The sequence below is a fragment of the Microbispora sp. NPDC088329 genome (assembly GCF_040685655.1).
Classification (GTDB): Bacteria; Actinomycetota; Actinomycetes; order Streptosporangiales; family Streptosporangiaceae; genus Microbispora.
This window is the reverse complement of the sequence record NZ_JBFBIP010000020.1, coordinates 89287-107925: the sequence shown is the minus strand read 5'-3', so window position 1 is coordinate 107925 and position 18639 is coordinate 89287. Positions and strand designations below refer to the sequence as shown.

Sequence of the window (18639 nt, the reverse complement as noted above, 5' to 3'; positions counted from 1 at the left end):
CACAGAAGAGGCGCCAGACGCGGGGCAGGGCCCGCTAGATCCGATCTAGCGGGCCCTGCGGAGCGGGTCGTCAGGCGGGACGGCAGGAGACCGTGGGCAAGGCCGGGCTGCCGTGGTGCTTGATCGTCACGCCCCAGGAGCCGCCGTGGCCGCCGGGCCGGGCGGTCAGCGCGTTCCTCGCGGAGTCCCACCTGGCGCGGACGTTCCAGGTCGCGACGACGCTCTGCGTGCGCGGCAGGGTCATGGTCACGACCCAGTGGTCCGAACCGGTGACGGTGACGCCGAGGTTGTACCGGGCGGGCCACTTCGCGCCCGGGTGGAGGGTCGCGGTGCAACTCCCGCCGGGCGGCGTCGGGCTGGGCGAGGCGCCGGGAACGGCGGCGTTCAGGGTGTTCAGCACCGCTGTGTACGCAGGCTTCCTGCCGCCGTCGCCGTCGAACAGCAGCGGGGTGTCGCCGCTTCGCCACGAGTCGGGGTCGCGTACGCCCCACACGGTGACACCGGTGCAGCGGGAGACGGCCAGGCAGTCGCCGACCACGGCGGCGTACGTCGCGGCCGGGGCGCCCGGGACGTCGAGCTCGGTGATCTGCACGTCGACCCCGAGGGCGGCGAAGTTCTGCAACGTCGTGCGGAAGTCGCCGGGATAGGGGTCGCTGCCGCTGCTCAGGTGGGCCTGGAAGCCGACGCAGTCGATCGGCACGCCGCGGGAGGTGAAGTCCTTGACCATGGTGTAGACGGCCTGCGTCTTGGCCGAGGTCCAGCTCTCGATGGCGTAGTCGTTGTAGCAGAGCTTGGCGGCCGGGTCGGCGGCCCGCGCGGTGCGGAACGCGGCCTCGATCCAGTCGTCGCCGGTGCGCTGGAAGTTCGAGTTACGCCGCGCTCCGCTGCCGTCGGCGAACGCCTCGTTCACCACGTCCCAGGCGTAGATCTTGCCCTTGTAGTGGGCCATCACGCCGTTGATGTGGTCGGTCATCGCCTGGCGCAGCGCGGCGCCGCCGAGGGTCAGCAACCACTGCGGCTGCCCGGAGTGCCAGAGCAGGGCGTGGCCGCGCACCCGCTTGCCGTTCTGCACCGCCCAGTCGACGACCCGGTCGGCGTTGGTGAAGACGAACTGCCCCTGCCGCGGCTCGGTGGCGTCGATCGTCATCTCGTTCTCGGGCGTCACCATGTCGAACTCACGCCCGGCGATCGTGGTGTACGCCGTGTCGCCGAGCTTGCTCGCGTTGATCGCGGTGCCGAAGTAGCGTCCGCTGAGGGCCGCCGCGGCGCCCAGCGTGGTGCCGGACGGGTCGGCGGCGGCGTTCGCTCGGGAAATCTCGGCCATCGCGAGGCCCATCGACAGTGCCGCGACGGCGCCGAGGACGAGCGTGCGGCGGATGACTCGGCTGCTGGAGAGGAGTCGGTCGATCATCGGTCTCCTCCTGGAAAGGGCCGACCTGCGGGTTGTGCCATGACCTCGAGGGGTTTCACGACGTCCGTCCTTCCTCCTGAGAATCCTGGTCTTCGCCGTGACCGAATGTTTCGGAGTCTCACCGAAATGTTGCAAGTCGACAAGACTCAGTCATGAGCACTCAGGTCCGCAGTAAGGAAAGGACCCGTCCGCATACGCTCCTTCCGCAGCAAAGGGCCTCGGAGGACGCGGCAGAGACCGGAGCCGCGGCGGGAAAGTTTCAGGACCCATGACATCTGTCGTGGCCGGGTCGTGACAGACGGCGGAGGTACGCGCCGGGGCGGCGGCGGAGGCTTGCCGCATGGACATTCACGACGGCGCCCCCGCCCTGTCCGTGGCGGGACTGCGCAAGACGTACGGCGAGACCCGTGCGGTCGACGGGGTCGACCTGGTCGTGGGCCGGGGTGAGGTGGTCGCCCTGCTCGGCCCGAACGGCGCGGGCAAGTCCACCACCATCGACATGGTCGTCGGGCTCTCCCGCCCGGACGCCGGGGAGATCGCCGTGTCCGGCGTGTCCCCCCGCGAGGCGGTGCGGCGCGGCTTGGTGGGCGTGCTGCCGCAGGAGGGCGCGCTGCTCGACGACGTGACCGTAAGGGAGACCGTGGCGCTGATCGCGTCGTTGCACCGGACGCCGCTGCCGGTGGAGGAGGCGCTGAGCCGCGCCGGGGTGGCCGACCTCGCCGACCGGCGGGCCGCGCGGCTGTCCGGCGGCCAGAAGCAGCGGGTCCGGTTCGCCATGGCACTGGTGCCCGGCCCCGGCCTGCTGGTGCTCGACGAGCCGACGGCGGCCATGGATGTGGCGGCCCGGCGCGACTTCTGGCGGTCGATGCACGCCTTCGCCGAGACCGGCCGCACCGTGCTGTTCTCCACGCACTATCTGGAGGAGGCCGAGGCGTACGCGGACCGGGTCGTGCTCATGCACGCGGGCCGCGTCGTGGCCGACGGCCCGGTGTCCGCGGTCATGGCCGAGGTGTCCGGCCGTACGGTGACCGCGACCGTGCCCGGCGCCCGGGCCGTGGACCTGGGCGTGCTCCCGGGCGTGACGGCGGCGCACGTCCGCGACGGCCGGGCCGAGCTGCACTGCGCCGACTCCGACCTGGCCCTGCGGGAACTGCTGGCCCGTTATCCGGACGCCCGCGACGTCGAGGTCGGCGCGCTGGGCCTGGAGGACGCGTTCCTCCGTCTCACCGAAACCGTGGAGGTTGTCAGATGACCGGGTATCTCGCGTTCGAGATCAGGCGGACGCTGCGCGACGCCAGGTTCCTGCTGTTCGCGGTCGCCCTGCCGGTGGGGCTGTACCTCCTGATGGCCGACCGCTTCGACGACATGGGCCTGCCCGCGTCGTACGTCATGGGCAGCGTCGCGGCGTTCGGGGCGGTGAAGACGGCGCTCGACGTCGGTGCCCGCACGGCGGTGGAGCGCGGCGCCGGCTGGCAGCGCCAGTTGCGGCTGACCCCGCTCAGCGGCGTCGGCTACCTTCTGGCGAAGGCGTCGGTGGCGATGGTCGTGGCGCTGCCGCCGGTGGCGGGGGTGGCACTGGTGGCCGCACTTGTCAGCGGGGTGCGCCTGTCGGCCGGCGGGTGGGCGCTGGCCGTGCTCGGCGTGTGGGCGGGCACGGTGCCGTTCGCCCTGCTCGGCCTGCTGATCGGCCAGTTCGCCACCGCGCAGAACCTGCAGGCGTATCAGGGGGCGGTGGTGCTGCTGCTCAGCTTCCTCGGCGGGCTGTTCATCCCGGTGAGCACGTTCCCGCAGACGCTCGCGACGGTGGCCAAGGCCCTGCCGAGCTACTGGCTCGCCCAGATCGGGCACGCCACCGCCCTCGGGCAGGCCGCGCTGGTCCTGACGGTGTACGCACTCGTGCTGGGCGCCGCCGTGGCCGCCCGATATCGCCTCGACACCGCGCGAGACTAGCCCCCTACGGCCAGGGCCGCCCGCAGCGACTCCAGGGCGTCCACGGCGATCTCGAACAGGGTGCGCTCGTCGTCTCGCTCCAGCCACTCGTCGAGCGCCACGGTCAGCACGGTGACGCCGGTGTCGGCGAGCATGGCCGCGGTCAGCGGGGCCAGACCGCGGCGCACGAAACCGTCCCGGACCGCCTCCCGCAGGGCGGCGCGCTTGCGCAGGTCGCGCTCGCGCAGGCCGTCGTCGGACTGGACGATGGCGCGCAGCTGCCGCAGCTCGGCCCGCCGCCCGTCGAACAGGGTCTCGGACACGGCGCGCAGGCTCTCCACGAGCACCGTCATCGGGTCCATCGACGCCGGCGCGTCGGCCAGCAGCCGGGCGGCCATTTGCGGGAACTCGTCTCCGGCGAACAGCACCTCGCGCTTGTCCGCGAAGTGACGGAAGAAGGTCCTCGTGGTCAGGCCCGCCCGGGCGGTGATCTCGGGCACGGTCGTCGCGGCGAACCCCTGCTCGGTGAACAGTTCCAGCGCCGCCCGCTGTAGGCGCTCGCGCGCGTCCGGCCGCCATCTACTCACCGGGCCAGTCTAGATGATGACATGCCGTGTCATCATTGACTAGTGTGACGACACGGCGTGTCATCACCGATGGTGACCGCGGAGAGGAGCACAACATGGGCGGCGAGGTCTGGATCCTGGGCGGCAGCGGCCGCAGCGGCCAAGCGATCGCGGCGCAGCTGGCACGCAGGGGTGTGGCGCCGGTGCTGGTCGGCCGGCACGCCGAGCGGCTGGCCGCCGCGGCGGCGCGGGCCGGCGGCGCGCGCACGGTGGTCGCCGGCTCGGCCGAAGCGATGGCCGGCGAGATCCGCCGGCAGGGACCGGCCGTGGTGGTCAACACGGTCGGGCCGTTCACCGCGACCGCGCCGACGGTCACACGCGCCTGCCTGGCCGTCGGCGACTACGTCGACCTGGCCAACGACGTGGCCGCCGTGACCGGCGTGCTCGGCCTGCACGAGGCGGCTTCGGCGGCGGGGCGACGCCTGGTGACCGGGGCCGGGTTCGGCGTCACGGCCACCGAGAGCGTCGTGGTCAAACTGTGCGCCGGCCGTCCGGCGCCGGTACGGGTACGGGTCGACATGGTGCCCTCGATCGCCGTGGCCGCCGGGCACATCGGCGAGGCGCTCGCCGCCACCCTCGTCGAGGGCATCCCCGGGGTCGAGGGGGGCCGCCGGTATGGGGGCCGCCGTTACCGGGACGGCCGGCTCGCACCGGCGCCCATCGGCGGCGAACCGGCCCACCTCGTGCTCCCCGACGGCGAGCGGGTCACCACCGCGAGCCTCCCGTCCGGAGAGCTGGTCGCGGCTCAGCGCGCCAGCGGGGCCCCCGACGTCGTCGCCGCGTCCAGCGAGGCACCCGCCTCGCCGTTGATGCGGGTGGTCCTGCCTGCGGCCACCGCGCTGCTGGCCAGCGCCCGGATCCGGGACTTCGCCCGGCGCCGGCTGGCCCGGGTGCAGGTCAAGGCCCATCCGCAGCCACGCCCGCACTCCTGGGGACACGCGCGCCTGGAATGGGCCGACGGCACCGTCGAGGAGGGCTGGCTGCGCGTCGGTGAGGCGCAGGAATTCACCGGCGCCGTCCCGGCCGAGGTGGTGCGCCGCCTGCTGTCCGGCGAAGGCCGGCCAGGAGCGTACACACCGGCCGCCCTGTTCGGCCCGTCGCTGGCCGAGGCGTGCGGCGGAACGTACCTGCCGGTGACCACGCGGACCGCTCCATGAGGTTCCTGCCTTACGCCGCGTCTTCACGAGGCCGCCCTCCGCCTCGCCCGTCCGGCGACGACCGGCTGACCAGCTTCCGAGACAGGTTCTAGGGTGACGTACGTGGGCGATCAGGGCGTGTGGGGCCAGGCCGCCTGGCCGATGTGGAACCCGGCGAGACCGGGCTCCCGTACGGCCCGCGTTCGCGGCGTCGTCGTGCTGTCGCTCCTGCTGCTCTGGCCGCTGTGGGAGGCGCTGCGGCCGGACCGGGGCTGGCCGGAGGCCGTCGCGGTGCGGATCGCGATCGGCGTCGTCACGCTCCTGTACGCCGTGGGCTGGCTGGGCGCCATGATCGCCGGGATCCGCCTGACGCCCCGGCGGCGGGTCCTGCTCGTCGGGGCGCTGTTCGCGCTGGCGACCGTGGCGGCGCTGCTGCGCAACGGCCCGCTCTACCTCGGCCACACCGGAGTGTTCAGCTACGTGCTCGGGGTGGCGGCCTGGCTGCTCCCGGCGCGGTGGGGGGTGCTGCTCGGGCTGGGCACCTGGGCGGTTCAGGCGCTCGCGCAGTATGCAGTTCAGGTGCTCACGCACCATGCGGCCCCCGGTCCCGTCGACTGGGGACATTTGGGCGGGCTCGTGCCCGGGATCGTGATCCCGGTGGCTGTGACGTTGCTGATCCGGCTCGTCGTCCAGCTCAATCACGCCCGCGAGGAGATCGAGGCGCTGGCGGCGGCGGCCGAGCGCGACCGGCTGGCCAGGGACCTCCACGACGTGCTCGGGCACAGCCTCACCACGATCACGGTGAAAAGTGGCCTCGCCCGCCGGGTGCTGGAGAGCGGCGGCGACCCGGAACTCGCGGTGGCCGAGCTGCGCGACATCGAGCGGCTGTCGCGTCAGGCGCACAGCGAGGTGCGCCTGACGGTGTCCGGCCGCCGCCGGCCCTCCCTCGCCGCCGAGCTCGCGGGTGCCCGCGCGGCGCTGCGGGCCGCCGGGATCACCGCCGCCCTGCCGCCGTCCGCGGGCCACGTCCCGGCCGACCTGGCCGAGCCCTTCGCGTACGTCCTGAGAGAGGGGGTCACCAACGTGATCCGGCACAGCGGCGCCACGCGATGCGAGGTGCTGTTCGGAGACGACTGGCTGGAGATCCGCGACAACGGCCCCGGGCGACGCGCGGCGGCGCCGGGCAACGGCCTTTCCGGGCTGGCCGAACGGTTGCGCGCCGTCGGAGGGCGGATCGAGGCGGGTCCGCTGCCACCCGGTGGCTTCCGGCTGCGGGCGAGCCGCACATGATCAGGGTCTTGCTGGCGGACGACCAGGCGCTCGTACGGGGTGCGCTGGCGGCGATGCTCGCGCTGGAGCCCGACATCGAGGTGGTCGCCCAGGTCGGCACGGGCGAGGAGGTCGTCGAGGCGGCGCGGCGCAGCCGGCCGGACGTGGCGCTGGTGGACGTGCAGATGCCGGGCAAGGACGGGCTGGAGGTCACCGCCGACCTGCGCGCCGCGCTGCCGTCCTGCCGGGTGGTGATCTGCACGACCTTCGGGAGGCCGGGCTACTTCGCCCGCGCGATGGAGAACGGCGCCTCGGGCTTCGTGGTGAAGGACGCGCCGCCCGAGCACCTGGTCGACACGCTGCGCCGGGTCCATGCGGGCCTGCGCGTGGTCGATCCCGCCCTGGCCGCCGAGTCGCTCGCCAGCGGGGCGAGCCCGCTCACGGGGCGGGAACGCGACGTGCTGCGCGCGGCCCGGCAGGGCGGCACGGTGGCGGAGATCGCCCGGAGCCTGCACCTGTCCGCCGGGACCGTACGCAACCACCTGTCGGCGGCCATCGGCAAGACCGGCGCCGGCACCCGCGCCGAGGCCGCCCTGATAGCCGAGGAGCAGGGCTGGCTCTAGAGGCTCACACCGTGTACGGCCAGGACGCGGTGCGACGGCGGTCCTCCTGGAAGCGGGTGATCGCCAGGACGACCGCGACGGCCAGGGCGGCCGCGCCGATGGTCAGGACGTTGGAGACGATGTCGAAAACGGCGGCGTCGCGGATCTCCGGCAGCTCCTCGGCGTTCGCGTACTGCCGGCTCACGATCCTCGCCATGATGACGGCGACCAGCCATGCCAGCCACCAGGCCCAGACGAGGCCGGAACGGCGGGCGGTCGCGAAATTCCCGGTCCCTTCGATCGCATAGGGCTCGGACGATGTCCAGATGTCGTCGACGATTTGTTTCGGAAACCAGAAGTTGACGATCGGCACGATCCATCCGAAGATCAGCCAGGGCCTGGCCCGCCGGTGCGGCCACGGGCTCAGCGTCTCGGCGTTCGCGCGGGCGCGGAACAGCCAGACCAGGAACATGACGGCGGTGGCGAGATAGACGACGGTCCCCACCAGGCCGGACAGGCTGTAAAGCGCGTCATTGGCTTCGAGGTCGCTGAGGGGGACGGAATCCGTGTCGGCCTGGAACCTGTCGACGAGCACGACCCGCTGTGCGTCGACGGCCGAGGCGATCAGGCACATCAGGGAATCGACGCCCAGCATCACGACGGCCGCCGTGCCCAGGCCCCTTATGGGTTGCAGCGGAGCGGACGGTGGTGTGGGATACACAAAAGACTCCTCGGAATAGGCCGACGATTCATCATCCAATAAGGAGCGGAATTCGATTGTCCGCGTTTCTCACCTGGGATGATTCTGTGATCGCGTCGGAATCGGGAAATTCGGAATTCTCCGGAGCCGCTTGGCGGCCACTCCTGCCGCCGCCTTCTGACCGAAAAGCGAATGACCGGCGGGTGGCGGGAGCGCGAGAATGCGTCGCATGTCTCAGGCGACACTGCGCACCGACCGCATCACACTCGTCCCGCTGTCCGACAAGCATCTGGAACACGAGGTCGAGCTGGACGCCGATCCCGAAGTCATGCGTCACCTCGCCGGCCGGGCACGTAGCCGTGAGGAGGTCGAGGACTTTCACCGCCGGCGGCTCGCCGCCGCGGAGCGCGTCGCGGGGCTCGGCTTCTGGGTGGGTTTCGTGGACGGGCGGTTCGTCGGCTGGTGGATCCTGCAGCCGCCCGAGCGTCCCGACCAGGGCCCGGTCGAAGGGCAGGCCGAGCTCGGCTACCGGCTCCTGCGCCGCTACTGGCGTCAGGGCCTGGCCAGTGAGGGAGCCCGCGAGCTTCTCCGCCACGGATTCGAAGATCTCGGGCTGACCCGCGTCTTCGCCGAAACCATGGCGGTCAACACCGCCTCCCGTGCCACGATGACCGCGATCGGCATGCGGTACGTCCGCACGTTCCACGCGGACTGGGAAGAACCGCTCCCCGGCAGTGATCTCGGTGAGGTCGAGTACGCGATCACCCGAGAGCAGTGGCTCGCCTCCCGAGTTGCCAAAGCGCGATAGTTGTCGCAATGGAGGCAGAGGTCGGCGGCGTGAGGGTGCATTACGCCGAACTCGGAAGCGGACTCCCGGTGGTGGCGTTGCACGGCGCGGGGGTCGACCATCGCGAGATGGCCGGGGCGCTGGAGCCGGTGTTCCGCGACCGGCCCGGTTATCGGCGCGTCTACCCGGACCTGCCGGGAATGGGGCGCACTCCGGTGCCGGACTGGTTGCGTGGCTCCGACGACGTCCTCGATCTCCTGCTCGGCCTGATCGACGCCGTCGTCGGCGATGAGAGGTTCGCGGTCGTCGGCCACTCCTTCGGCGGGTATCTCGCCGCGGCCGTCGCCGACCGGCGTCCGGCCCAGGTCGCGGGACTGGCGCTGATCTGCCCACTCGGCGAGGAAACGCGTGACGTGCCCCCGCACGCGGTGCTACATGCCTCGGCCGGCGTGGCCGATGTGCTGGATCCTGCCGAGCAGGCCCAGTTCCGGGACTACTTCGTGGTGCAGACGCCCACCACTGTCGAGCGATTCCGGGAGTACGTGGCACCGGCCCTGCCCCTCGTCGACCGGGACGGCCTGGGGCGGGTGTTCGAACGGTGGCGGCTGAGCGACGCTCCCGCGGACACCCCTCCGTACACGGGCCCGGCTCTGATCCTCGCCGGGCGCCAGGACGCCACCGTGGGGTACGCCGGTGCGTGGGAGCTGGTGAAGCGGTATCCGCGCGCCACGTACGCCGTCCTGGACCGCGCCGGCCACGCGCTGCCGCACGAGCAGTCCGGGCTGGTCACCGCGCTCATGACCGAATGGCTCGACCGAGTGCACGAGCATCGCCCGGCCTGAACGCCGAAGCCGTTAGCCAAGTACTTCACGTACTTGACGTACTTGACGGCGGAACGGATACTCAGGGAGAGCGAAGGGAATTGATATGGGAGTGCATTTCGCCAGCTACACAGAGGCTCGCGCGAAGTTGAAGGAGCTTCTCGACGCGGCGGAGCGAGGCCGCAGCGCGACCGTCAGCCGTGATGACCGGACTGCCGCTGTGGTGGACGGCGAGCGCCTCCGTTACTTCCTGACCCGGGTGTGCCCATCCCATGCGCAAGTGGTGCCCGAGGATGGCGGCTGGTCGGTGTTCATCCCAGGACTGCCGGTAGCCGCGGACGGGCGGACGTTCGACGAGGCCATCGACGAGATGATCGACGCCCTTCGGGAGTACGCCGAGGACTGGCAGGACCACCTGTTGAACGCGGCCAACCACAGGGACAACTGGGGTCTGGTGCAGATGATCTGCCTGAGCAGCGACGACCAGCTACGGGAGTGGCTGACCGGAGTAGCTCCATGACGTGGCCCCAGCCGACCCGAGAGGATCACGAGCGCTTCTGCAAGGCCGAGGGCTGGTGGCGAATCCGGGACGCCAGGGGACGGACGGGCATCCATCACGTCACGTATGAGCTCGACCTTCCCGCGGGCGGCATCCTGCGGACGCGAATCTCACATCCGCCTGACCGTACGACCTATGGGCCCAGCCTTTGGGCTCATATCCTGCGGGACCAGCTCCAGGTCTCCGAGGAGGAGTTCTGGGGCTGTGTCCGAGACGGGGTCGTGCCCGACAGGGGCGGCTCTCAGACACCACCGGGGGCGCTTCCCGCGGATCTCGTGCACCTCCTCATTCACCGGGTGGGGCTTGCCGACGCCGAGGTCGCGGGGATGTCGAAGGACCAGGCTCTCGCACGACTCCAACTCTTCTGGTCGCAAGACTCGTAGCCCGATCAGGAGACGGGACGGCGGCGGTCGCCGTCCGCTCACGGATTCGGCGGGTACGGATCGCTGCGCAGCCTGCTGTACATCCAGCCGTCACGCCACTGACCGGCACGGAACTCCACCGCGCGCAGGACGCCCTCCAGCGTGAAGCCGGCCTTCTCCAGCGACTTCTGCTCCGCGATGTTCTCCGGATGGGTGGTCGCCTGGATGCGCTCGACAGGGGTGTGAGTGAACAGGTAGTCGCACAGCATCGCCTGAGCGCGCCAGCCGATTCCACGCCCGCGCCAGTCTGGAAGCAGGCCGATCCCTATCTCCCAGTAGCGGGAAACGCCGAAGCCTCGCGCCGACCAGCTCACCAGGCCCGCGGCCGTGTCGTCGGCTTCGACGATGAGCCTGCTGTCGTCCTCGCCCAGGTACCCGTCCTTGGCGTAGCGCCGCGCCGGGGCCTGGGCGTCACGGAACCCCGCCCAATCCAGGCCGATCAGCCCCGGCTCCGTGACGAAACGCCGGAACATGACGAGGTCGTCCTCCGCCACCGGTCGCAGCCGTACCTCAAGTGCGCTCACCGTGCCGCCTCCCGTCGATGCTCTTCGACACTAGCGCCGAGATCATCAGCCCGTGACGGCGCGAAGGGAGCCGGGGTGGCGGCCGGTGAGGCGGTCCAGCCTGGCGGCGGTGACGTCGTCCGCGGGAAGGTAGGCGATCAGGAGCTGGCTGTCGTCGCCGGACAGGCCGAGGGTCTCGTAGGCCAGCCGTAGTTCGCCCGCCTCCGGATGCGCGAGCCGTTCGAGTCCGGTACGCCGGGACGGGCCGGGCGGAGTCGTCAACCGGTCGGTGAAGGGGGCGCCGACGGCGAGGGTCAGCTCGTTGACGAGGTGCTCGACGTGCGGGTCCTCGCGGGACACGCCCAGTTTCAGCCCGGCGAGCCGCTCGTCGGCGACCCGGTCCCACTCGGGATACGCGGCCCTGGCCCGAGGGTCGGCGAATACGTAGCGCACCAGATTGGGCGGCCGGATGTCCAACATCCCGATGGGACCGGCGAGCCGCTCGTAGCCGTCCGTGTGGGCGAGCACGTCACCGAGCCGGTTGATCACTAACGCCGGGGCGGGTTCGAGCCGGTCGAGCAGTGCCCGGATGGTGGGACGGACCGACTGCGTGGGCGGTCCCTGGCACGGGCCGACGAGCCTGCCGGCACCGTCGGCCGCCTTGAAGTGATGGAGCAGATGGAGGCGGTCGTCGGCGGACAGGCGTAACGCGTCGGCGAGGGCGGCGAGCACGGGCACCGAGGGGTGGCGGTCACGTCCCTGTTCGAGCCGGGTGAGGTATTCGACGCTGATCCCGGCGAGCGTGGCCAGCTCGGAACGGCGAAGGCCGGGGGTGCGGCGCCGGCCACCGCCGGGCAGCCCGACCTCGGCAGGGGTGACGGCCTCGCGGCGGGCCCGCAGGAACTCGCCCAGAGTGTTGTCGCTCACGGTTCGCAGGCTACCGAGCGGCCTCGTTCCCGATCGTGGCCCTGCGGGGGCCAGTCTCGGCCCGGCCTCCCTCCGGCGGTCCCCGTCGCCGGATTCTCGGTCCTGTTCGCGGTTTTACTGATTAGAGGAGCGTCGACATGGATCTGGGACTCACCGGACGTACGGTCATCGTGACGGGGGCCTCCGGCGGCATCGGCCGCGAGATCGCCCGCGGGTTCGCCGCCGAAGGGGCCGACGTGGTGCTCACCTATCACCAGGCCCAGGCGGGCGCGGAGCTGCTCGCCAAGGAGATCGGCGGACGCACGCTCGTCGCGCCGTACGCGCTCGACGACGACGGATCGGCCCGTGGCCTGGCCGAGACCGTGCTGAGGTGGTCCGGCCGGATCGACGTGCTGGTCAACAACGCCGTGCACTGGGGCGCCGCCGAGCCGGACGAGGATCTCCCCTTCGAGGCGGTGCCGGACGAGAGGTGGCAGAAGGTCGTCCGGGCCAACATCGAGGGCGCGCTACGGCTCAGCCGGGCGGTCGTGCCGTCCATGCGGGAGCGCGGATGGGGCTGGCTGGTGCACATCTCGTCGAGCGTCGCGGTCGACGGCATGCCCGGCGGGGAGTACTACGGCGCGGCCAAGGCGGCACTGCACGGCTTCAGCAGGTCCGCCGCGTTCGGGCTCGGAAAAGACGGAGACATCCTGTCCAACGTCGTCATGCCCGGCTTCACCAGGACCGAGACCAACCTCGCGATGGCCGAGCAGTGGGGCGGGCACTACAGCGCGCGGGCGCCGATCGGCCGCCTGCTCGACGCGGCCGAGGTCGCGAACGCCGTCGTCTACCTGGGCTCGGCCGCCAACACCGGCATCACCGGCCAGGCCATCAAAGTGACCGGCGGGGTCTGACCGGGAGCCCGAGCCTGCGCCGTCCATGCGCGCCGGCCGCGAGGATCGCGACTACGGGAGCAGGCGGACGAGGCCGTCCTCCAGGTAGGCGGTCCGGCCGGCGTCCGCCGCCGAGATCGCCGCGTTCATCCTCCGTGCCAAGCCGGGCGGCAAGAACGTGTCGAGGTCGGTGGGAGGAACGAATACATGGTCGTCGAGCTCTTCGGGCGGCAGGCGGACCACCGCGATTTGAGAGTCGGTGAGCACGCCCGCGTCGAAGACGAACATCAGCCCGGCCTCCCACGGCGGTGCCGGTGGCACCCAGTCGACGCATGCCAGCTGAACCGCCGGCGGCGCGATGCCCAGCTCCTCCTGCAATTCACGAAGCACGGCAGTGACGGGAGACTCCCCGGCCTCGACGATCCCGCCGGGGATCTCCCAGTCGTCCTTGTAGACCGGGTGCACGAGCAGCACCCGCCCCTCCTGGTCTCGAAGCAATGCGCCCGCCCCGGCGCGCAGGCGCGGTACGGAGGCGACGTAGGCCAGGAATGACGCAGAGTCGCTCATGACGCTCCGGCACTATGAGGGCTCATCGAACCGTGACCGCGATGGTGGGCCTGCTGGACGCTCTCAATCCAGGGGATGCGCCCTCAGATACTCGACCGCATCTTCGTTCGTGGCGAGCCACTGGTCGCAGGCACCCCACTGGATGCGGTCCGCGCCCGCGTCAGACAGGGCGACGTAGGCGACGGCCGGGCGGTGACAGGAGCTCTTGCCATGCGCACTGCACTTGCCATTGGCGCCGTCCGTGGACGGGTTCTGGAACAGACTTGCGTTCCACCGCTGGATGTCGATGATTTTCGATGTCATTCGCGGCATGTCGATCAGTCTGATCATTCAGACGATGCCGAGCAAGGGTTTTCTGATGAATCAGGACGCGGGGCAGCGGTAGGCGGCGTGGCGGTTGGGTGAGCAGCAGACCACGCCGCAGGTGAGGAACCGGCCGCCAATCAACCAGATGCCCCACTGCACGTCCACGCCGTTGTGGAGCGCCTCGCGGGCGGTCTCCAGGCGGAAATCCAGCCCGAGCCGGGCCTCGTCGGCCGGGCGGAGGAATGCGCTCTGGTTTGTCCGGTGGCGCTCGGCCAGCCAGGCGAGCGCGTCGTCGAGCGCGGCCGGAGAGGCGTCGATCCGGCGGGCCGGCTTCAGCAACCAGTCGCAGGTCCGCATCGGCGGCAGCGGGGAAGCGGTGAACGGGCCGGGGTCGGCGGGCGGCAGTGGCGGCCGTCTCTCGGCCTCGTTGCGCAGGTCTGCCCCGATCCCACTCCACAGGTAGCAGTGCAGGTGCATGACGCTCCGTACAGTGGGAGTGGCCCCCGCTCGCTATCACCGGGCAGGGGCCACCGTGCTCCTACAGTGTGGTCAGGCCGGCCGCGCGAAGCTCGGCACCGGTGAAGCGGAGAGTCCCGGCATCCGGGTTCTTGCTGTCACGCAGGGCGAAGGCGTCGGCCTCGCCCGGAATCGGGGCCAGCTCAACGCAGGACTCCATGTCTTCTTCCTGCTGGTTGCCGCCACACAGCCGCCGGAAGCGCACTCCGGCGAGGTCGTGGTCGTACAGCTCCATCGCGTTCCCTTCCTGTTTGGTGGTCCCGCCTCTGACGGTTCGCCGGGCGGGCGTCTTCATACGCCAGGCTTCCTTGGGCTGGGCTTCATCGGGCGCGGCCCAGCAGCACGTCCAGCCACAACCGACGCGCCCGCGCGTCCGGCAGGCGTTCGGTTTCCCGGATCTCCGGTCTGTTGCCGCCTCGGTCCGTCCGGCGGATGAACAGCAGCCCGCCGGACGCGCAGAGTTCGTACGCCAGCGGCGCGCACTGGTCGCAGGTGTGGGCCACGACCCGGGCCCGGACAGTGCGCTTGGTCTCGCGCATCCACCGGACCGCGACGCACCCCGGCTGCTCGGGCGCCACATGCAACCCGGGACAGTCGTTAGGGAGCCGAGGCAAGGGCGGCCAGGCTCTCCTGCTCGGCGATAACCCGGCAGAGCTCGGTCAGGTCGTCGCCGTCGACGGTCCGGGCGGCGCCCGCGTCCTCGGCCGCCGCGGGGAAAGGTCGTTCACGGGTCGCCCATAGTCGTCCGCGATCGCTCGTCATCACCCGCCAGCCCTCGGTCGGTGCGGTGCCTCTCCGGTCTGTCACAGCTCGGACCTCGTTTCTGCTCAAGGGTCCTCGTATGGCGTGGACCCGCTCGTGTTACCTGCTATGACAGCGCTGCGTAACCTTCCCGGCACAGGTGCGGATGAGGGAAACTGAGGGCGCGCCAGGGATCACCCCCGGATCCGAGCAGAGGTGCAGGCGATGAGCGACGACCTACCCGCATGGGCCGTACGGCTGCGCGCCGAGCGGCGCAACCGGTTGTGGAGCCAGCGTGAGATGGCCCGCCGTCTGGTCGAGGCCGCCGACGAGGACATCCGTCCCCGCCTGCCCTCGCGCGAGACTATGATCCGCCGCATCAAGGCGTACGAGGCTGGCCACAACCGCCCCGGCGACCCCTACCGCGTCCTGTACGCCCGAGCCTTCGGGCTTGGCGAAGTCGATTTGTTCGGCGAGGCTGGAGGTCGCAGTATTCGGGAAGCCGACGACGGTCTCGGTGTATACCGGCAGCCCGACGACATCCTGAACATGAACCGGACCGGCGCCGTCATTCATCTCCCTTACCAGGCCCCCGTAGCCCCGGAGCTCGTCATGTACTTTCTGGAACAGCTTCCAGGCCACTACAAGGCGGACATGTACCTGGGCCCTCGCCACCTCATTCCTACCGTCGCCACGCAGGCGGAGCTCATCAAGGAACTCGCCCTAGCCGCGGATGCGCCCGTACGTCGCGGTCTCCTGGGCGCCGGCGTCGCGTACGCGGCACTGCTGGGTTGGCTGTACCAAGACGCCGGTGACGTCGTCCGCTCCCGAGCTTGGCGAGCCGTCGCCCTCGACATGGCCCACCGTTCACAGGACCCGCAGCTCATCAGCTACGCCCTCACGAACAAGGCCATGCTCGCTCTCGATTTGGATGACGGGCGCATGGTTGTGGACTATGCGGAGGCCGCATTGGCCGACGAGAGCAAGCTATGCCCGAAAGTACGGGTGCTCGCTCTGGTCCATCAGGCACTCGGACACTCGATGCTGCCAGCAACGAACAGGGACCTGGTCGACCGACTGTTGGATCAGGCGGCCATACTCGTTAGCCGGGTTGACGACGAATACCCCTGGGGCAACGCCTGCCGTCGGACTCTCCGGTACATCGACGTCCAGCGAGCGACCGCCTACCTGCGCCTGGGCGCCTATCGAGAGGCTGTCGCCCTATGGGACGGCATTCTCGGCGTAGCCCCGGGATCAGCGCGCCGCGACAACGGAGTGTTCTGGGCGCGTCAGGCTGCCGCTCTCGCAGCCGTGCCAGAACCGGAACGCGTTGTCGAGATCGCGTCTGTCGCCGCTTCTTCCGTGGGAGTCACCGGATCGGTGAGGCTACGCAAAGAGCTGAAGGCCATCCAGCGTCACGCGACCGCCTGGGCCGGCACTGCCTCCGGCCGCGCATTGGCCGATATCGTCGGGCAGTTCGCCTGACCCCCCATGCGGAGACACGGATGACCCCTCAGCCCCTGTCGGAAGATGAGATCGCCACGCATCTGAGCGAGCTACCAGGATGGGAACGCCAGGGTGACAGCATCGCTCGAACGTTCAAGCACACCTACCACGAGTGCGTCCACCTGGCCATGTACGTCGCGGCGAAGGCCAGGGAAGTCGGCCACCACCCCGACATTCACATCACCTGGCAGCGAATCCGCTTCGTCATCACCACCCACGACGCTGGCAACCGCCTGACCGTCAAGGACTTCGAACTAGCTCGACACATCGACGCAGTCGCAGCGGGCCACGGCGCCGAAGTTCTTGGAGCGGAACCGAGATCGTGAGGGTTGCCGCTGACGGCTCTCCATAAATCCAACTGATCTCTGCGGCTTCGTCAGGCTGTTAAAGGCCATCTGGGTAGATCTGAGGCTCTCAACCTGGGAAGGATTTTCGGGTCCAGTTGGAGTGCTGCGACTAGGACGTGAGCGGCCAGCAGTGGGGGTACCGCGTTCCCAATTTGCTGCGCGATATCGCGCCCTCGCCAGGGATAGTTGGCGGGAAAGGTCTGGAGTAGTCCGGCCTCTGCGCTTGAGAATCGGTCGAGGCTATTACCAGACGGCGTTATGACTCGATTGCGAGAGATCTTTCCAGTTACAGTGAAGGCCGGCTCGTCGGAAGACCGCCGGCCACGAGCTTTCGGGTCGCCGCCAGTGCCGTAATTGGAGACCACGACGAAAGGCGTCGCCCGCTGCAGCACATCACGCATCCTGGCCCAGGGGAGCAGGCTGGTGTCTCCCTCGGCACGTGGTACCGCCTTGAGGAACGGCCGGTGAGTCGGCCTGGGTAACGACACGTCGCTCTTATGGCGTGCGATCATGACTGCGCGTCGTCTAGTTTGGGGCACTCCATATTGTTCTGTGCGAAGGACGTCGCAAACTACGCTGTATCCTTCACCGGCGAGAATCTCTCCCATCGCTCGCCAAACTGGTAGAACGGCTGGCACCTGCTCTAGGATGATTGCCCGATAGGGCTTGCCGTCGTCGATTGCCTCAAGTGCCCATCTCAACGGTTCCAGCACTAGAGCTGTGCGCTCATCAGACAACTTCGATAAGTCTGCTTTGACGTTCTCCCGGGCGGCCATGCGTTTGGCGAAGGCGAGTACATCATCGAGGGCGCGCCGGCCTGCGCCGGACCCTGCCACGGTATATGTCTGGCACGGTGGCCCAGCTGCCAGGACATCGGCATCCTCGAAATCGCTCGGCCCATACTTGCGCACGTCGCCTTGTTCCGTGAGCAGCCCCGCTGCGCCTCGGGTGGCACAAGCATTTGCGTCCCACTCGATGCCGTGGACCGGAATGCCCAGCCAAGTCGCTGCCACGTCGAGCCCGCCGGGGCCGGCGAACAGATCGATGATCCTGTACACATGATCTCCAGGCTGCCCGGCGATGTCACAGAGCGTAAAGCTGGCGAGTGCCCGCCGTCGACAAACCGTTACGGATCTTCATGATGTCCGAAAGCATACTCTTACTTTGCGCACGTCCGCATGGTGGACGCTGGGACCTGTCCACAGGGCATGACGGCCCGTACTCGACGCTCTACATCATCCAATCGCGATCAGCCGGTCGCTCTGCGGGTGCTGCGTGAGTAGAGATGGCTGAAGGCTGGGGACGGTGCGTGAGCGGCGGTTCTTGCAGGAAGGGGCTACCGGAGCAGTGAAGTGAGCGGCCCGGAGACAGCGGTGGCATGTCGGTCGTCGCTCGGTCCCGCGTACCTTGTCCCTTATGGGGTCGAAAGCAGAGTCCTGGGCTTCGAGTGAAGGCACTCGGGCGAGCATGAGAGCCAACAGGCCTCGCGACACGAAGCCTGAGCTCGCATTGCGGCGAGCGGTTCACGCTCTCGGGCTGCGCTACAACGTGGCCGCGCGTCCACTACCCGCAGTCCGGCGGACGGCCGACCTGGTCTTCCCTCGCATACGCGTTGCGGTGTTTCTCGACGGCTGCTTCTGGCATGGGTGCCCTGCGCATCACAGTGTGGCTAAGACCAACGCCGATTACTGGGCGGCGAAGGTGCGCCGCAATCGCGAGCGGGACATCGAGACTGACTGCCTCCTCAAGGAGGCTGGCTGGTCGGTCATCAGGATCTGGGAGCACGAGGACCCGGCGGAGGCAGCGCAACGGGTCGCAAAGATAGTTCGAGAAATACGGGCCTCGCAAACCGCCGGCGTGTCACCGACGCCTTGACCGGAGGTCTGTGCCAACCAGCCCCTCCGGCTGGCAGGCGGGGAACCGGCGCCGACTCTGCGCCGACGCGGTTCGAACTGGTGACGTCGATGGGCGTAAAGGGCGGCCAGTTGAGTCTTGGGCGTCAGCACCATCACTCAGATGTCCCGCATCGGTAGCGCCTGACTGTCCTGAGGACAGACGACGCCTTCAGGTGCTGCTGGGCGCGAAATGAGGT

General features: G+C 69.7%; 24 protein-coding genes. 12 read left to right on the top strand and 12 right to left on the bottom strand.

Annotated features, from left to right (window positions below; all coding sequences use genetic code 11):
• Positions 1-70: 70 nt before the first annotated feature.
• On the bottom strand, positions 71-1411 hold the full coding sequence (locus AB0O28_RS30460) for an endo-1,4-beta-xylanase (protein WP_363645996.1): 1341 nt from the start codon (positions 1409-1411) through the stop codon (positions 71-73).
• Between the two features lie 340 nt (positions 1412-1751).
• On the opposite strand from AB0O28_RS30460, the gene AB0O28_RS30455 reads away from it, so the two are divergent.
• Together AB0O28_RS30455 and AB0O28_RS30450 are read left to right on the top strand one after the other, a co-directional pair.
• Positions 1752-2663, top strand: coding sequence for an ABC transporter ATP-binding protein (locus tag AB0O28_RS30455; protein WP_363645995.1), 912 nt, complete (start codon positions 1752-1754; stop codon positions 2661-2663).
• Entirely contained in the window at positions 2660-3361 is a 702-nt protein-coding gene (locus AB0O28_RS30450) for an ABC transporter permease (RefSeq protein WP_363645994.1), read from the top strand. The genes AB0O28_RS30455 and AB0O28_RS30450 overlap by 4 nt, the downstream gene beginning before the upstream one ends.
• On the opposite strand, the gene AB0O28_RS30445 is transcribed toward AB0O28_RS30450, so the two are convergent.
• The gene (locus tag AB0O28_RS30445) at positions 3358-3927 is read right to left on the bottom strand and encodes a helix-turn-helix domain-containing protein (RefSeq protein WP_363645993.1); all 570 of its coding nucleotides are present in this window, start codon (positions 3925-3927) and stop codon (positions 3358-3360) included. The two genes, AB0O28_RS30450 and AB0O28_RS30445, sit on opposite strands and share 4 nt — an antisense overlap.
• A 44-nt stretch (positions 3928-3971) precedes the next feature.
• Here AB0O28_RS30445 and AB0O28_RS30440 point away from each other — a divergent pair, with 44 nt between their 5' ends.
• From AB0O28_RS30440 to AB0O28_RS30430, 3 genes are all read left to right on the top strand, one after another.
• Complete coding sequence (locus tag AB0O28_RS30440; RefSeq protein WP_363645992.1) at positions 3972-5123, top strand: saccharopine dehydrogenase NADP-binding domain-containing protein; 1152 nt, start codon at positions 3972-3974, stop codon at positions 5121-5123.
• A 102-nt stretch (positions 5124-5225) separates the two neighbouring features.
• Positions 5226-6392 carry a histidine kinase gene (locus AB0O28_RS30435; protein WP_363645991.1) on the top strand — a complete coding sequence of 389 codons (1167 nt, stop codon included), beginning with the start codon at positions 5226-5228 and terminating at the stop codon, positions 6390-6392.
• Complete coding sequence (locus AB0O28_RS30430; RefSeq protein WP_363645990.1) at positions 6389-6994, top strand: response regulator transcription factor; 606 nt, start codon at positions 6389-6391, stop codon at positions 6992-6994. The genes AB0O28_RS30435 and AB0O28_RS30430 overlap by 4 nt, the downstream gene beginning before the upstream one ends.
• Before the next feature lie 4 nt (positions 6995-6998).
• Here the strand turns inward: AB0O28_RS30430 and AB0O28_RS30425 are convergent, their stop codons facing one another.
• Positions 6999-7694, bottom strand: coding sequence for a DUF4328 domain-containing protein (locus tag AB0O28_RS30425; protein ID WP_363645989.1), 696 nt, complete (start codon positions 7692-7694; stop codon positions 6999-7001).
• A gap of 208 nt (positions 7695-7902) precedes the next feature.
• Between AB0O28_RS30425 and AB0O28_RS30420 the strand changes: the two genes are divergently transcribed.
• From AB0O28_RS30420 to AB0O28_RS30410, 3 genes are all read left to right on the top strand, one after another.
• Positions 7903-8481, top strand: a complete 579-nt coding sequence (locus tag AB0O28_RS30420; RefSeq protein WP_363645988.1) for a GNAT family N-acetyltransferase — start codon at positions 7903-7905, stop codon at positions 8479-8481.
• Positions 8482-8489: 8 nt separating this feature from the next.
• The gene (locus tag AB0O28_RS30415; RefSeq protein WP_363645987.1) at positions 8490-9302 is read left to right on the top strand and encodes an alpha/beta hydrolase; all 813 of its coding nucleotides are present in this window, start codon (positions 8490-8492) and stop codon (positions 9300-9302) included.
• 85 nt (positions 9303-9387) lie between these two features.
• Positions 9388-9801, top strand: coding sequence for a prevent-host-death protein (locus AB0O28_RS30410; protein ID WP_363645986.1), 414 nt, complete (start codon positions 9388-9390; stop codon positions 9799-9801).
• A 460-nt stretch (positions 9802-10261) separates the two neighbouring features.
• Here the strand turns inward: AB0O28_RS30410 and AB0O28_RS30405 are convergent, their stop codons facing one another.
• Both AB0O28_RS30405 and AB0O28_RS30400 read right to left on the bottom strand, forming a co-directional pair.
• A complete protein-coding gene (locus AB0O28_RS30405) occupies positions 10262-10786 on the bottom strand; it encodes a GNAT family protein (protein ID WP_363645985.1) in 525 nt (174 codons plus the stop codon).
• Between the two features lie 45 nt (positions 10787-10831).
• Positions 10832-11692 (bottom strand): helix-turn-helix transcriptional regulator, encoded by an 861-nt coding sequence (locus tag AB0O28_RS30400; RefSeq protein ID WP_363645984.1) that lies wholly within the window; start codon positions 11690-11692, stop codon positions 10832-10834.
• Positions 11693-11829: 137 nt separating this feature from the next.
• On the opposite strand from AB0O28_RS30400, the gene AB0O28_RS30395 reads away from it, so the two are divergent.
• The gene (locus AB0O28_RS30395) at positions 11830-12585 is read left to right on the top strand and encodes an SDR family NAD(P)-dependent oxidoreductase (protein WP_363645983.1); all 756 of its coding nucleotides are present in this window, start codon (positions 11830-11832) and stop codon (positions 12583-12585) included.
• Positions 12586-12636: 51 nt separating this feature from the next.
• On the opposite strand, the gene AB0O28_RS30390 is transcribed toward AB0O28_RS30395, so the two are convergent.
• The 6 genes from AB0O28_RS30390 to AB0O28_RS30365 form a co-directional block, all read right to left on the bottom strand.
• Positions 12637-13131, bottom strand: a complete 495-nt coding sequence (locus AB0O28_RS30390) for an NUDIX hydrolase (RefSeq protein ID WP_363645982.1) — start codon at positions 13129-13131, stop codon at positions 12637-12639.
• Positions 13132-13194: 63 nt separating this feature from the next.
• Positions 13195-13461 carry a hypothetical protein gene (locus tag AB0O28_RS30385; protein WP_363645981.1) on the bottom strand — a complete coding sequence of 89 codons (267 nt, stop codon included), beginning with the start codon at positions 13459-13461 and terminating at the stop codon, positions 13195-13197.
• A 33-nt stretch (positions 13462-13494) separates the two neighbouring features.
• Positions 13495-13914, bottom strand: coding sequence for a hypothetical protein (locus tag AB0O28_RS30380; protein WP_363645980.1), 420 nt, complete (start codon positions 13912-13914; stop codon positions 13495-13497).
• Positions 13915-13975: 61 nt separating this feature from the next.
• A complete protein-coding gene (locus tag AB0O28_RS30375; protein ID WP_363645979.1) occupies positions 13976-14188 on the bottom strand; it encodes a DUF397 domain-containing protein in 213 nt (70 codons plus the stop codon).
• Between the two features lie 85 nt (positions 14189-14273).
• Entirely contained in the window at positions 14274-14492 is a 219-nt protein-coding gene (locus tag AB0O28_RS30370) for a hypothetical protein (RefSeq protein ID WP_363645978.1), read from the bottom strand.
• Between the two features lie 58 nt (positions 14493-14550).
• The gene (locus tag AB0O28_RS30365) at positions 14551-14760 is read right to left on the bottom strand and encodes a hypothetical protein (protein ID WP_363645977.1); all 210 of its coding nucleotides are present in this window, start codon (positions 14758-14760) and stop codon (positions 14551-14553) included.
• A 159-nt stretch (positions 14761-14919) separates the two neighbouring features.
• On the opposite strand from AB0O28_RS30365, the gene AB0O28_RS30360 reads away from it, so the two are divergent.
• Positions 14920-16179: a hypothetical protein gene (locus AB0O28_RS30360; protein ID WP_363645976.1), complete on the top strand. Its 1260-nt coding sequence runs from the start codon at positions 14920-14922 to the stop codon at positions 16177-16179.
• A gap of 20 nt (positions 16180-16199) precedes the next feature.
• Positions 16200-16526: a 4a-hydroxytetrahydrobiopterin dehydratase gene (locus AB0O28_RS30355; protein WP_363645975.1), complete on the top strand. Its 327-nt coding sequence runs from the start codon at positions 16200-16202 to the stop codon at positions 16524-16526.
• Between the two features lie 50 nt (positions 16527-16576).
• On the opposite strand, the gene AB0O28_RS30350 is transcribed toward AB0O28_RS30355, so the two are convergent.
• Entirely contained in the window at positions 16577-17605 is a 1029-nt protein-coding gene (locus AB0O28_RS30350) for a DNA cytosine methyltransferase (protein ID WP_363645974.1), read from the bottom strand.
• A gap of 358 nt (positions 17606-17963) precedes the next feature.
• Here AB0O28_RS30350 and AB0O28_RS30345 point away from each other — a divergent pair, with 358 nt between their 5' ends.
• Positions 17964-18422 carry a very short patch repair endonuclease gene (locus tag AB0O28_RS30345; protein ID WP_363645973.1) on the top strand — a complete coding sequence of 153 codons (459 nt, stop codon included), beginning with the start codon at positions 17964-17966 and terminating at the stop codon, positions 18420-18422.
• The last annotated feature ends 217 nt before the right edge of the window (positions 18423-18639 follow it).

Coding starts and splice junctions, on each gene's coding strand:
- AB0O28_RS30355 (WP_363645975.1), top strand. CDS start 16,200: ATGACCCCTCAGCCCCTGTCGGAAGATGAGATCGCCACGCATCTGAGC.
- AB0O28_RS30360 (WP_363645976.1), top strand. CDS start 14,920: ATGAGCGACGACCTACCCGCATGGGCCGTACGGCTGCGCGCCGAGCGG.
- AB0O28_RS30410 (WP_363645986.1), top strand. CDS start 9,388: ATGGGAGTGCATTTCGCCAGCTACACAGAGGCTCGCGCGAAGTTGAAG.
- AB0O28_RS30380 (WP_363645980.1), bottom strand. CDS start 13,914: ATGCACCTGCACTGCTACCTGTGGAGTGGGATCGGGGCAGACCTGCGC.
- AB0O28_RS30375 (WP_363645979.1), bottom strand. CDS start 14,188: ATGGAGCTGTACGACCACGACCTCGCCGGAGTGCGCTTCCGGCGGCTG.
- AB0O28_RS30385 (WP_363645981.1), bottom strand. CDS start 13,461: ATGATCAGACTGATCGACATGCCGCGAATGACATCGAAAATCATCGAC.
- AB0O28_RS30370 (WP_363645978.1), bottom strand. CDS start 14,492: ATGCGCGAGACCAAGCGCACTGTCCGGGCCCGGGTCGTGGCCCACACC.
- AB0O28_RS30415 (WP_363645987.1), top strand. CDS start 8,490: ATGGAGGCAGAGGTCGGCGGCGTGAGGGTGCATTACGCCGAACTCGGA.
- AB0O28_RS30460 (WP_363645996.1), bottom strand. CDS start 1,411: ATGATCGACCGACTCCTCTCCAGCAGCCGAGTCATCCGCCGCACGCTC.
- AB0O28_RS30450 (WP_363645994.1), top strand. CDS start 2,660: ATGACCGGGTATCTCGCGTTCGAGATCAGGCGGACGCTGCGCGACGCC.
- AB0O28_RS30455 (WP_363645995.1), top strand. CDS start 1,752: ATGGACATTCACGACGGCGCCCCCGCCCTGTCCGTGGCGGGACTGCGC.
- AB0O28_RS30395 (WP_363645983.1), top strand. CDS start 11,830: ATGGATCTGGGACTCACCGGACGTACGGTCATCGTGACGGGGGCCTCC.
- AB0O28_RS30390 (WP_363645982.1), bottom strand. CDS start 13,131: ATGAGCGACTCTGCGTCATTCCTGGCCTACGTCGCCTCCGTACCGCGC.
- AB0O28_RS30420 (WP_363645988.1), top strand. CDS start 7,903: ATGTCTCAGGCGACACTGCGCACCGACCGCATCACACTCGTCCCGCTG.
- AB0O28_RS30345 (WP_363645973.1), top strand. CDS start 17,964: ATGGGGTCGAAAGCAGAGTCCTGGGCTTCGAGTGAAGGCACTCGGGCG.
- AB0O28_RS30430 (WP_363645990.1), top strand. CDS start 6,389: ATGATCAGGGTCTTGCTGGCGGACGACCAGGCGCTCGTACGGGGTGCG.